Below are 12870 nucleotides of genomic sequence, written 5' to 3'. Positions count from 1 at the left end.
TCTCCCTCTCCTTGTGTGCTTGTGGAGCCGATCCATGCTCACGACGCTGAACACCTCCTATACCGACACGCGCGCGACCGATCTCGCCTGGGCCCTGGGGCGTGAGCCGCTTCCCGCACTGGCCACCCTCGACCTCGAACTGGCGGGCACCAAACTGCAGTTGCGGCTCCTCGGCGCGTCCCACCAGGTCCTGCTGGAGGAGGAGCGGGGCGTGTGCTCGGAGACGGTGGCGTGCATCGCGGGCAGCAGCACACCGCTGCCGCTCGGTGTCGCCAAGCGGGTGGGCGACTGGGAGTACGAGTTCGCGGCCCGGGTCGAGGTGCTGTCCCCGGGCTCCTTCGCGGGCCGCGCCCAGGAGTTGCTGGCCCTCGTCTCCGACCATCCGCACGGTCTCGCCGGTGTCTTCCCCGGCAGCCCGCACGCCTTCACGGCCCTGCTGGCGCAGCACCACGAGGGGCAGGTGCACTGGCGGACCTGGCACGCCTACCCGCAGGAGGGGCAGTTGGTGGCGACCCGCACGAGAGTGGGCGTGCGCGTGCCGGCGACCGTCCTCGCCCTCTGACCCGACCGTCGCGCGGCCGACCGTCGCGTGGTCGACCGACGTGCGGCCGACCGACGTGCGATCGACGGCCGCACGGCCGACCGAACCGCAGGCGGCCGACCACATCTCGCACCGACGCCCGGCCCCTGTAAACCAGCACCACACGTGTGGGTGACGAACCGCAGTCGAGGCGTGACGTAACGTCGCAGCGTGATCGAGCCGCAAGCGCCCGCCCCGCCCGGTTGCCCGCCGTCCTGGAGCGCGCCGGGCGGCCCCGGCGGACCGGCGCGACTGCCCGTCCGGCCCGGCACCGGACGGTTCCTGGTCCTCGCCGGCGTGTTCGTCTGTGCGGCCTGCGGACTCGTGTACGAACTGGAACTCGTCGCGCTCGCCTCGTACTTGATGGGCGACTCCGTCACCCAGGCATCCGTCGTGCTGTCCGTCATGGTCTTCGCGATGGGCATCGGATCCCTCGCCGCGAAGCGGCTGCGCCGGCTCGCCGCGGCCGCCTTCGGCGCGGTCGAGGCCATCCTCGCGCTCGTCGGCGGGTGCAGCGCGATGGCCCTGTACGCCGTGTTCGCCTGGACCGGCGACTGGGGCGGGGTGTGGGCCAGCGGGCCGCGCTGCCTGCTCGTCGCCTTCTCCCTGGCCACCGGCCTGCTCATCGGCGCCGAGGTCCCGCTGCTGATGGAGCTGATCCAGCGGATCCGCCGCCAGGACGCGGGGGGCGCGGTCGCCGACCTGTTCGCCGCCGACTACGTCGGAGCCCTCGTCGGCGGTCTCGCCTTCCCCTTCCTTCTCCTGCCGTTCCTGGGGCAGTTGACCGGCGCGCTGCTCACCGGCGCGGTCAACGCGGTCGTCGGCGGTGCGCTGGTGCTCGGCCTGTTCCGCCGGGACCTGACCCGGCGCGCCCGGTGGCTGCTGCTGCTCGGCAACGCCCTCGTCCTCGCGGTCCTCGCCTCGGCGGCCGTCCTCGTCGACGACTTCGAACAGGCCGCCCGGCAGGCGGTGTACGGCGGGGACATCCGCGTGGCGCTCCAGAGCGACGTACAGGAGATCGTCCTCACCGGCGGCACGGACGGCAGGCCCCTCGACCTGTTCCTCGACGGCAGGCTGCGGGTCAGCGAACGCGACGAACGGCGTTACCACGAGGCCCTCGTCCACCCCGCGATGAGCGGGCCGCACGCACGCGTGCTGATCCTCGGCGGCGGCGACGGCCTGGCCACCCGCGAGGTGCTGCGCCACCCCGGAGTGGAGCGGGTCGACGTCGTCGCACTCGACGCGGAGGTGGTCCGGCTGGCCCGCACCGACCCGGCCCTGTCCGCCCTCAACCGGCACGCGTTCGGCGACCCGCGCGTACGGGTGACGACCGAGGACGTCTTCGGCCGGCTGCGCGGGGCGAAGGGGGCGGGGCACGGGGCGAGATACGACGTCGTCGTCTCGGACCTGCCGGACCCGGGCATCACGGCGAGCACCAAGCTGTACTCGCAGGAGTTCTACGGCCTCGCCCGGCGCGCACTCGCCCCCGGCGGACGGCTCGTGGTGCACGCCGGGCCGGTCGCGGCCGCGCCCCGGGTGTACTGGACGGTCGAGGCGACGCTGCGCGCGGCCGGGTTCGACACCGCCCCGTACGGCACGGGCGGCCGCCGCACCGGTTTCGCCGGTCCCGACCGCACCCCCGCCGACCGTTCCCTGGCGCCTCGGGACTGGGGTTTCGTCCTGGCCGGGCGCACGGACCCGCGACCGCGGCTCGACCCGGACGGTCCCCGGCCGAGCGTCCTCACCCGGGCGTCGCTGGCGGCGGGGGAGCGCGCTGCGCGGGCGACGCGGATCGGGGGGCTGCCCGCGTCGACGCTGGTGCATCCGCGCTACTGAACGGCCGGGCCGGACGGGTGGGCCGGGAGGATACGCCTGGCGGGGGTGGATCGGGCGTGAATCCCGCAGGCGGGGGTGCGTTCCGGGCTCCGCTGGGTAGAGTCCGTCGACATGGAGCACGAGGTGTTCGTTCCGGTTCCGGCGGAGCGGCTGAGAGAGGTGCTGGACGACCCCGCGCGGGTCGCCCGGGCTGTTCCCGGGCTCCAGCAGGACGCCGGCGCCGAGCCCGTCGCCGGGCGGCTGAAGATCCGGGTCGGCAGCCATTCCGTCACCTACCGGGGTGCCGTACGGGTGCTCCGGCGCGGGGACGACGTGTACGCCGTCGAGGGCGAGGCCGAGGAGGCGCGCGGCAGCGGCTCGGTCAAGCTCGCCCTGCGGATCGCGCTGCGGGCGGCGCAGGACGGCTGCACCGTCGTGTACGGCGGCACCGCCTCCGCGGACGGCCGGATCAAGGACCTCCCGGCGGACGCGGTGGAGGGGGCGGTCACCCGGCTGCTGAACCGTTTCGCGGAGCACCTGGCCGCGGCGGCCACGGACCAGGACGACGCGGCGCGGCGGCCTCCGGCCGGGCCCCACACGGGAACCGGGACGCAGCCCCCCGCCGACGCCGGTTCCACGGAGGGGTCTGCGGCTGCGGGCGACGCCGGTTCCGCGGAGGGGCCTGCGGCTCCGGGCGCCGGTTCCACGCAGGGACCTCCGGCCTCCGCGGACGCCGGTTCCACCAATCAACCGCCGGCCCCTGCCGACCCCGGTTCCACGGAGGAGTCCCCGGCCTCCGCCGACCCCGGTTCCACCAATGAACCGCCGGCCCCCGCCGACCCCGGTTCCACCGATGAGCCTCCGGCCTCCACCCCCGGACGTTCCTCCGCCTTCGGCGCCGAGGTCCCGTCCTCCCCTCTCGGCCCCACGGGCGACGAGGACGCGGCGGACGACGAGGACGACGAGGACATCGCCGAGGCGGCGCACGCCCGGCGGACCATGATCGGACGCAGCGCCGAGGAGGTGGACCACGCGCCCCCGCGCGGCCGGTACGCCCCCGTGCCCGCGCCGCAGACCGTCTCGCCCCCTGGCCCGCTGCGCTGGGCGGCCCCCGCGGCGGCGCTGGCACTGGCGTCGGCCGTCGTGGCGGTCCGGGCCCTGCGCAGACGCCGCTGAGCGTTCGGCGGCCGACCGCGCCGGGTGGGCGTGGCCGAAGCACCCCGCATCCCGTGAGGCCCTCTTGATCACCGCAGTAGGGTCGTCCCGTGAGTGACGAAGACATCACGCTGACCGCGGGTGACGCGGAGGTGACCGTGCAGCCGGGCAACGGCGGCCGGGTCGGAGGGCTGCGGATCGGCGGCGTCGAACTGCTTCGCCAGGGTGAGCGGTTCGGGTGCTTCCCGATGGTGCCGTGGTGCGGACGGATCCGGGACGGACGGTTCCTGGACGGTGCCGAGGTGCGGCAGATGCCCCTCAACGCCCCGCCGAACGCCATCCACGGCACCGTCCGCGACGGCGCCTGGCGGACCGCCCGCACGAGCACGGCCGAGGCCGTCCTCACCTGCGAGCTGGCCGACCCCTGGCCCCACCCGGGCCTCGTCACCCAGATGGTGTCCCTCACCGAGGACGCGCTGACGCTGACCATGTCCGTCGAGACGTACCAGTCGTCCTTCCCGGCGCAGATCGGCTGGCACCCCTGGTTCAACCGGAACCTCGGCGGCGAGGACGTCACCGTCGACTTCGCCCCCGCCTGGCAGGAGGAGCGCGGCGACGACCACCTGCCCACCGGCAACCGCCTCGACCCGCGGCCCGGCCCCTGGGACGACTGCTTCGGCATGCCCGGCGGCGTCGACGTGACCCTGACCTGGCCCGGGCAGCTGGAGCTGAAGGTGACCAGCCGCGAGGAGTGGGTCGTCGTCTACGACGAGCAGCGGGAGGCCGTGTGCGTGGAGCCGCAGACCGGCCCGCCCAACGGGCTCAACACCCTGCCGCGCCTGGTCACGCCGCTGGAGCCGCTGGAGGCCGCCACGACCTGGAGCTGGCGCCGCCTCTAAGCTGGGCGCCATGACGGACACGCGTGGCGCGCTGCTTCAGCAGATCAAGGACAAGGCCGTGGTGCACGGCAAAGTGACCCTGTCGTCGGGTCTGGAGGCCGACTACTACGTCGACCTGCGCCGCATCACCCTGGACGGCGAGGCCGCCCCGCTGGTCGGTCAGGTGCTGCTGGACCTGACCGCCGAGCTGGACTTCGACGCCGTCGGCGGGCTCACCATGGGCGCCGACCCGGTCGCCGCCGCCATGCTGCACGCGGCCGCCGCGCGCGGGAAGCGCCTGGACGCCTTCGTCGTGCGCAAGGCCGCCAAGGCGCACGGTCTGCAGCGCCGTGTCGAGGGCCCGGACATCGCGGGCCGCCGCGTGCTGGTGGTCGAGGACACCTCCACCACCGGCGGCTCCCCGCTGACCGCCGTCGAGGCCGTGCGCGAGGCCGGGGCCGAGGTCGTCGCCGTCGCCACCATCGTCGACCGGGCGACCGGCGCCGCCGAGAAGATCCAGGAGGGGGCCGGGGTGCCGTACCTCTTCGCCTTCTCCAAGGACGAGCTGGGCCTCGACTGACCGGGTACTGACCAGGGCGTGGACGGTGGCCTGGACCTTCCGGCCAAGTCTGGAAAGATGGGGCCGACGATGACGTCGCACCCCAAGGTCTAGGTCAGGGCCGTTAGACACAGCAGTACGTCAACCCGCAGATACAAGGAGCGGACGCATGCCCATCGCAACTCCCGAGGTCTACAACGAGATGCTGGACCGGGCGAAGGCAGGAAAGTTCGCCTACCCGGCCATCAACGTGACCTCCACCCAGACCCTGCACGCGGCCCTGCGCGGTTTCGCTGAGGCGGAGAGCGACGGCATCGTCCAGATCTCCACGGGTGGCGCCGAGTTCCTGGGCGGTCAGTACAGCAAGGACATGGTGACCGGCGCGGTCGCCCTGGCCGAGTTCGCGCACATCGTCGCCGAGAAGTACCCGGTGAACATCGCGCTGCACACCGACCACTGCCCCAAGGACAAGCTCGACGGGTACGTACGTCCGCTGCTGGCGCTCTCCCAGAAGCGCGTCGAGGCCGGTCTGAACCCGCTGTTCCAGTCGCACATGTGGGACGGCTCGGCCGAGACCCTCGCCGACAACCTCTCCATCGCGCAGGAGCTGCTGGAGCAGGCCCGTGCCGCGAAGATCATCCTCGAGGTGGAGATCACCCCGACCGGTGGCGAGGAGGACGGCGTCACCCACGAGATCAACGACTCCCTCTACACCACGGTCGACGACGCGATCCGCACCGCCGAGGCCCTCGGCCTGGGCGAGAAGGGCCGCTACCTGCTCGCCGCGTCCTTCGGCAATGTGCACGGCGTGTACAAGCCGGGCAACGTCGTGCTCCGTCCCGAGCTGCTCAAGGAGCTGAACGAGGGCGTCGCCGCCAAGTTCGGCAAGGGCTCCCCGTTCGACTTCGTCTTCCACGGCGGCTCCGGCTCCACGGAGGAGGAGATCCGCACCGCGCTGGAGAACGGCGTCGTGAAGATGAACATCGACACCGACACCCAGTACGCGTTCACGCGTCCGGTCGCGGACCACATGTTCCGCAACTACGACGGTGTCCTGAAGGTCGACGGCGAGGTCGGCAACAAGAAGACCTACGACCCGCGCACCTGGGGCAAGCTGGCCGAGGCCTCCATGGCCGCCCGCGTGGTCGAGGCCTGCGGCCACCTGCGCTCGACCGGTACGAAGATCAAGTAAGTCCCGGTCCCGCTCGCGTCGAGCCCGGCACCTTCTGAGGTGCCGGGCTCGTCCGTGTGCTCCTATGCTCCCTGCATGCCCGATGTCCGGTTGGCCTCACCGCAGGGCAAGTGGGTCCTGCTCACCACCGTCCTCGGCTCCAGCATGGCGATGCTGGACTCGACCGTCGTCAATGTCGCCCTGCCGCGCATCGGCCGCGACCTCGACGCGAATCTGTCCGCGTTGCAGTGGACCGTCAACGCCTACATGGTCACGCTGGCCGGGCTGATCCTGCTGGGCGGGGCGCTCGGGGACCGGTTCGGGCGGCGGAAGGTGTTCGTCGTCGGGGTGGTGTGGTTCGCGGTGGCGTCGCTGCTGTGCGGGATCGCGCCGAACGCGGGTGTGCTGATCGCCGCGCGGGCCCTTCAAGGGGTCGGCGGCGCGCTCCTGACCCCCGGGTCACTGGCGCTGATCCAGGCGTCCTTCCACCCCGACGACCGGGGGCGGGCGGTCGGCCTGTGGTCCGGCTTCGGCGGGATCGGGGCGGCGGTCGGGCCGTTCGTCGGCGGCTGGCTGGTGGACGGGCCGGGCTGGCGGTGGGTGTTCTGGCTGAACGTGCCGCTGGCGCTGGTGTGCGTGCCGGTGGCGCTGCGGCATGTTCCCGAGTCGGGGGACCGCAGGCCGCACGGGCGCTTCGACGTGCTCGGGGCCGTGCTGGGCGCGCTGGCGCTCGCGCTGGTGACGTACGCGCTGATCGAGGCCGGTGGGGGCGGTCCGGTCGTGCTGGTCGCGGCGGTGGCGGGGGTGGCCGCCGCCGTCGCGTTCGTGGTCGTCGAGCGGCGCCGGCCGGATCCGATGATGCCGCCGGACATCTTCGCGTCCCGGCAGTTCACGGCCGTCAACCTCGTCACGCTGTGCGTGTACGCGGCCCTCGGCGGGTTCTTCTTCCTCGCCGCGCTCCAGCTCCAGGTGGTCGTGGGCTACTCGGCCCTCGCGGCCGGTACGGCGCTGCTGCCGACGACCGCCCTGATGCTGCTGCTGTCCGCGCGCTCCGGGGAGCTGGCCGACCGCATCGGGCCGCGCCTCCCGCTGACGGTGGGGCCGCTGCTGTGCGCGGCGGGCATGCTGCTGATGCTGCGGGTCGGACCGGGAGCGTCCTACGCCGCCGACGTGCTGCCGGCCCTGATGGTGCTCGGGCTCGGCATGGTCACGCTGGTGGCACCGCTGACGGCGACGGTCCTGGGCTCGGTGAGCGTGGTGCGGGCGGGGCTGGCCAGCGGCATCAACAACGCGGCGGCCCGGGCGGCGGGCCTCGTGGCGGTGGCGGCGCTGCCGCTCCTGGCCGGGATGGGCGAGGAGGCGTACCGGGAGCCGGCCGCCTTCGACACGGCGTTCGGCAAGGCGATGGGGTGGTGTGCCGGGGCGCTGGTGGCGGGCGCGGTGGTCGCGGCCGCGACGGTGCGCAGGCCGCCCCCGGACTGCAAGCGCCCGGAGTGCCTGCACCACGGCGGTGTGACGGCCCCTCCGCTGGAGGGGGAGCCGGTGCGTAAGCGGTTGGGGTAGAGGGGCGGGGCGCTGCTGCCGGGTGCCAGGTGCAGGGCGCTGGATGCACGGCGCAGGGTGCCGGTGCTGAGGCTGAGCGGGACCGGTGCCCGCGGCCGAGTGGGATGGCGCAGACTTGGGGCATGTCCATTCACGAGAACCTTCTCGGGGGTCCGCCCCCGACTCACCTCCCCGACGACCCCGGGCCGCGGGACATGCTCGCCTCGGGCGCCGCGCCCGCCGAGGTCGCCGGTGCGCACCCCACCTCCTCGCTCGCCTGGGCGCAGCTCGCCGACGAGGCGTTCGAGCGGGGCTCGACCGTGGAGTCCTACGCGTACGCCCGTACGGGCTACCACCGCGGCCTGGACGCGCTGCGCCGCAACGGCTGGAAGGGCCACGGCCCGGTCCCGTGGGAGCACGAGCCCAACCGCGGCTTCCTGCGTGCCCTGCACGCCCTCGCCCGGGCCGCGCAGGCCATCGGCGAGCAGGAGGAGTACGAGCGCTGCTCCCAGTTCCTGAAGGACTCCTCGCCGACGGCGGCGCAGGTCCTGGGCTGAGTCACGGTCCGTGCACGCGAGGCCCGCCCCCGAAAGGCGGGCCTTGCGGTTTGGGGGGACGATTGCGCAATATGCCCTCGGGGACCGGGGCCCCCGTGTCGGATTCGGCAGGGGCGGACCGCTACCCGGAGTAATACGCAGGAGACAGCGATGTCCCACGAGGCTCACGAGCCCGAGACCCCGCATCTCGACTTCCACGGCACGACGCCGTACGAGGACTACGTCAAGGCGGACGTGCTCACGCACCTCCAGCACACCCTCTCCGACGATCCCGGAGAGATGGTCTTCCTGGTGACGACCCAGGTGATGGAGCTGTGGTTCACCGTCATCGTCCACGAGTGGGAGACGGCGGCACGCGCCCTCAGGGGTGACGACATCCCCACCGCAACGGCCGCGCTCAAGAGGTCGGTGCGCGAACTGGAGGCGCTCAACCACTCCTGGAAGCCGCTGGCCCAGCTCACGCCGGCCCAGTTCAACTCGTACCGCAGCGCCCTCGGTGAGGGCTCGGGCTTCCAGTCGGCGATGTACCGGCGCATGGAGTTCCTGCTCGGCGACAAGTCCGCGTCGATGCTCGTCCCGCACCGGGGCGCGCCGCGCGTGCACGCCGAGCTGGAGAAGGCGCTGCACGAGCCGAGCCTGTACGACGAGGTCGTGCGGCTGCTCGCCCGGCGCGGGTACGACATCCCGGAGGCCGTGCTGGAGCGTGACGTCACCAAGCGCTACGAGCCGTCGCCGGAGGTGGAGGCGGCCTGGACGGCCGTCTACTCGGGCGACGAGAGCGACGAGGTCGCCCGGCTGGGCGAGGCGCTGAGCGACGTCGCCGAACTGGTGTGGCGCTGGCGCAACGACCACCTGGTCGCCACCCGCCGCGCGATGGGCGCCAAGACCGGCACGGGCGGCTCGGCCGGAGTGGCCTGGCTGGAGAAGCGCGCGCAGAAGAACGTCTTCCCCGAGCTGTGGACGGCGCGGTCCTATGTCTGAGCTGACGGAACGCGCGCAGAAGCTGGACGCCGTCGACGAACTGGGCGGCAAGCGGGCCGAGTTCGTGCTGGACGAGGTCGTCTACCTGGACGGCAACTCGCTGGGCGCGCTGCCGGCCGCGGTGCCCGGGCGGGTCGAGGACGTCGTACGCCGCCAGTGGGGCGAGCTGCGCATCCGGTCGTGGGAGGAGAGCGGCTGGTGGACGGCGCCCGAGCGGATCGGCGACCGGATCGCCCCGCTGGTCGGGGCCGCGCCGGGGCAGATCGTCGTCGGCGACTCGACGAGTGTCAACGTGTTCAAGGCGCTGGTGGGCGCGGTGCGCCTGGCCGGTGAGGGCCGTGACGAGCTCCTCGTCGACGCGACGACCTTCCCCACCGACGGGTACATCGCCGAGTCCGCCGCGCGGCTGACCGGCTGCACCCTGCGGCCGGTCACCCCCGCCGAGGTGCCGGGCGCGCTGGGCGAGCGGACCGCCGCCGTCCTGCTCAACCACGTGGACTACCGCACCGGACGGCTGCACGACCTGCCGGGACTGACGGCCGCCGTGCGCGAGGCCGGGGCGATCGCCGTGTGGGACCTGTGCCACAGCGCGGGCGCGCTGCCGGTCGGCCTGGACGAGCACGGCGTGGACCTCGCGGTCGGCTGCACCTACAAGTACCTGAACGGCGGGCCGGGTTCACCCGCGTACCTGTATGTGCGGCGGGAGGTGCAGGACCGTTTCGACTCCCCGCTGCCCGGCTGGAACTCGCACGCCGAGCCGTTCGGGATGCGCAGCGACTTCGAGGCCGCCCCCGGCGCGCTGCGGGGCCGGGTCGGCACGCCGGACATCCTCTCCATGCTCGCCCTGGAGGCGGCCCTGGAGGTCTGGGACGGGGTGTCGGTCGAGGCGGTGCGGGCCAAGTCCCTCGCCCTGACGGACTTCTTCCTGGAGTGCGTGGCGGCCCATGTGCCCGAGGGCCGGGTCGAGTGCGTGACGCCGGTGGCGCACGAGGAGCGGGGCAGCCAGATCGCCCTGCGCTGCGACGACGCCGGTGACGTCATGAAACGGCTCATCGAGCGGGGTGTGGTCGGCGACTTCCGGGCGCCGGACGTGCTGCGCTTCGGCTTCACGCCGCTGTACGTCGGATTCGCCGACGTGGAGCGGGCCGCACGGGTGCTGGCGCAGACCCTGGCCTGAGCGGTGGCGGCCGGGACGCCCGCGCGGTGTCCCGGCCCCGCGCCCGCCGGCCCCGCGCCTGCCGGCCCCGCGCCCGTCGGGCCGCCGCCCGCCGGCTCCGCGACGGTCGGGCCGCCGTTCGACCTCACCGAGCGTGACATCCCCATGTCCTCGCATGTCACGTGCCTGGTACCGTCCCGGCCAACGGCTGACCCCGCAACCGGTCCGCCATCTACGGTTCACCGCTGGAAGGTTGGAGCATGACGGACGACGTCGCAGCAGCACGGGCCGCTGCCGAGGAGAAGTCGGCCTTCTCCCACGCGCCCGTCGACCCCGACGCCACCGCTGCCTACGGCGACCACCCCGACCAGGTGATCGACTTCTTCGCACCGCGCCGCGAGGGCGGCCCGGGACCGGCCCCGGTCGTCGTCGTGCTGCACGGCGGTGCCTGGCGGGCCCCGTACGACCGGCGTCACATCAGCCCCTTCGCGGGCGTCCTCGCCCGCCGCGGGTTCGCCGTGGCCAGCGTGGAGTACCGGCGCGGTGGCGGTGACGACGCCCTCGCGGGCCGCTGGCCCGACACCTTCGACGACGTCGCCGCGGCGCTCGACGCCCTTCCGGCGCTGGTCCGGGAGGCACTTCCGCACGCCGACCCGCGCCGCACGGTCCTCACCGGCCACTCGGCGGGCGGGCACCTCGCCCTGTGGGGCGCGGCCCGGCACGTCCTTCCGGCCGACTCGCCCTGGCGCGGCGGCAGTCCGGTGTCGCTGCGCGGTGTCGTCGCCCTCGCCCCGATCGCGGACTTCGCGATCGCCGACAAGCTGGACGTGTGCGGGGGTGCCGCGCGCCAGCTCCTGGGCGGTGACGAGCACTTCGCCGAGCGGCAGCCGTACGCGGACCCGGCGCTGCTGCTGCCCACCGGCATCGCCACCACCCTGGTCCAGGGCCGCACGGACCTCGTCGTGCCGCAGGCGGTCGCCGAGTCGTACGCGGAGGCGGCGGCCAAGGCCGGGGAGATGGTGGGGGTGACGCTGCTGGAGGACGTGGGGCACTTCCCGCTCATCGACCCGACGGCGGACGCGTGCGCGGTGGTGGTGGAGGAGATCGCGCAACTTGCCTGGTGAGCGGCGTCGCGGCGCGGTGTCGCGGCGCGGTGTCGTGAGAGTCTCTCCGCGAGCCCGTCGGGGGGTCCCCGGTCATACCCGTAGTACCTGAGAGCTACACCGCGGATGGGTTCCCCGGTGTGACGCGGACGAGGCGTTGCCCTCCGTAACTTCCCTTCCACGCAGACCCGATGGCCGGGTGCGAGGGGAGGGGGACGTCCATGGGGTCCGTAGGGGAGTACCGCCGTGGCGGCGGCGCGGGTGTCGGACGCGGTGGTGACGGCGTAGGTGCCGACGGCTCGCGCCGCGCCGACGGCTCGCACCACGAGGGCGGCTCGCGCAACGTCGACGGCTCGCGCCGTGCCGACCGCCGGTCTCGCATCAACCGCCGGCATTCCCTCAACCCCCCGCGCCACACCGGCCGTTGGCGGCGCGCCGTGCTCGCCGCGCTCGTCACGAGCGCGGTGGTTCTCCCCCTCTCCGCGGCCGTGCGGCCGCAGACCCCCGCCCCGCCCCCCGCCTCCCTCGCGCCCCTCAGCGCGTCGACGCTCGACGAGGCCTACGCCGCCAACCGCGCCAACGCCGCCGAGGCGGCCCGCACCGCCGCCGCGCACCACGACCGGGCCCGCGCCGCGACGGACCGTCAACTGGCGGGGCCGGGCCGAGAGCTGCTGCACTTCGACGGCCGTGGCTCCGGTCTGGTGACGGAGGTGCTCGGGGATCTCGCCCGGGCCGATCGCGTCGCCGTCCTGGTCCCCGGCTCCGACACGAGCCTCGACACCTACGCCCGGTTCCACGCGGCGGCCGCCGCCCTGCACCGGGAGCTCATCCGGCAGGCCCCGGCGGGCACCCGCACGGCGGTCGTGGCCTGGCTGGGCTACGAGACCCCGGCCACCGTCAGCACGACGGTCACGACCACCGGCAGGGCGGAGCAGGCCGCCCCACGACTGCGCGCGCTGGTCACCGACCTGCGCGCGATCACCCGCGCGGGAGCACACCTCTCGCTGCTCTGCCACTCCTACGGCTCGGTCGTCTGCGGCCGTTCCGCCACCGGACTCGCCGTCGACGACATCGCGCTCGTCGGCAGCCCCGGCACCGGCGCGGACACCGTCGCCGGACTGCGCACCCGCGCCCGCGTCTGGGCGGCCCGGGGCGCCGACGACTGGGTGGAGCACGTACCGCATCTGAGCGCCGACCTGTTCGGCACCACCGTCGGCTTCGGCACCGACCCCGTCTCCCCGGCCTTCGGCGCCCGGGCCTTCGAGGCGGGCGACGCCGGCCACAGCGCCTACTTCCGGCCCGGCTCGACCTCCCTGACCAACCTGGCCCGGATCGTCCTGGGCGAGACCAAGGCGGTGACCCATGACTGACCT

12 protein-coding genes are annotated in these 12870 nt (G+C 73.8%); all 12 read left to right on the top strand.

The window, feature by feature from the left end; all coding sequences use genetic code 11:
• Window positions 1–34 precede the first annotated feature (34 nt).
• Entirely contained in the window at window positions 35–562 is a 528-nt protein-coding gene (locus tag AC0665_RS14460) for a DUF2617 family protein (RefSeq protein WP_468408448.1), read from the top strand.
• Between the two features lie 189 nt (window positions 563–751).
• A complete protein-coding gene (locus tag AC0665_RS14455; protein WP_478705099.1) occupies window positions 752–2416 on the top strand; it encodes a polyamine aminopropyltransferase in 1665 nt (554 codons plus the stop codon).
• Window positions 2417–2527: 111 nt separating this feature from the next.
• On the top strand, window positions 2528–3571 hold the full coding sequence (locus tag AC0665_RS14450) for an SRPBCC domain-containing protein (protein ID WP_478705098.1): 1044 nt from the start codon (window positions 2528–2530) through the stop codon (window positions 3569–3571).
• Between the two features lie 89 nt (window positions 3572–3660).
• Complete coding sequence (locus AC0665_RS14445) at window positions 3661–4449, top strand: aldose epimerase family protein (RefSeq protein WP_468634901.1); 789 nt, start codon at window positions 3661–3663, stop codon at window positions 4447–4449.
• Window positions 4450–4459: 10 nt separating this feature from the next.
• A complete protein-coding gene (gene pyrE, locus AC0665_RS14440; RefSeq protein ID WP_184848200.1) occupies window positions 4460–5008 on the top strand; it encodes an orotate phosphoribosyltransferase in 549 nt (182 codons plus the stop codon).
• A gap of 148 nt (window positions 5009–5156) precedes the next feature.
• Window positions 5157–6179 (top strand): class II fructose-bisphosphate aldolase, encoded by a 1023-nt coding sequence (gene fbaA / locus AC0665_RS14435; RefSeq protein WP_468408456.1) that lies wholly within the window; start codon window positions 5157–5159, stop codon window positions 6177–6179.
• A gap of 75 nt (window positions 6180–6254) precedes the next feature.
• Entirely contained in the window at window positions 6255–7721 is a 1467-nt protein-coding gene (locus tag AC0665_RS14430) for an MFS transporter (RefSeq protein WP_468408458.1), read from the top strand.
• A 122-nt stretch (window positions 7722–7843) separates the two neighbouring features.
• On the top strand, window positions 7844–8257 hold the full coding sequence (locus AC0665_RS14425) for a DUF3151 domain-containing protein (protein WP_363117499.1): 414 nt from the start codon (window positions 7844–7846) through the stop codon (window positions 8255–8257).
• A gap of 150 nt (window positions 8258–8407) precedes the next feature.
• A complete protein-coding gene (locus tag AC0665_RS14420; protein ID WP_468408460.1) occupies window positions 8408–9238 on the top strand; it encodes a tryptophan 2,3-dioxygenase family protein in 831 nt (276 codons plus the stop codon).
• Window positions 9231–10415 (top strand): kynureninase, encoded by a 1185-nt coding sequence (gene kynU, locus AC0665_RS14415; RefSeq protein WP_478508299.1) that lies wholly within the window; start codon window positions 9231–9233, stop codon window positions 10413–10415. The genes AC0665_RS14420 and kynU overlap by 8 nt, the downstream gene beginning before the upstream one ends.
• 239 nt (window positions 10416–10654) lie before the next feature.
• Window positions 10655–11518, top strand: a complete 864-nt coding sequence (locus AC0665_RS14410; RefSeq protein ID WP_478705097.1) for an alpha/beta hydrolase — start codon at window positions 10655–10657, stop codon at window positions 11516–11518.
• Window positions 11519–11718: 200 nt separating this feature from the next.
• Window positions 11719–12867, top strand: coding sequence for an alpha/beta hydrolase (locus AC0665_RS14405; protein ID WP_478705096.1), 1149 nt, complete (start codon window positions 11719–11721; stop codon window positions 12865–12867).
• The last annotated feature ends 3 nt before the right edge of the window (window positions 12868–12870 follow it).

The organism is Streptomyces sp. NPDC043685, assembly GCF_056436585.1.
Note: the sequence above shows the minus strand (reverse complement) of the source record. Positions and strands in the feature narration are given on the sequence as shown.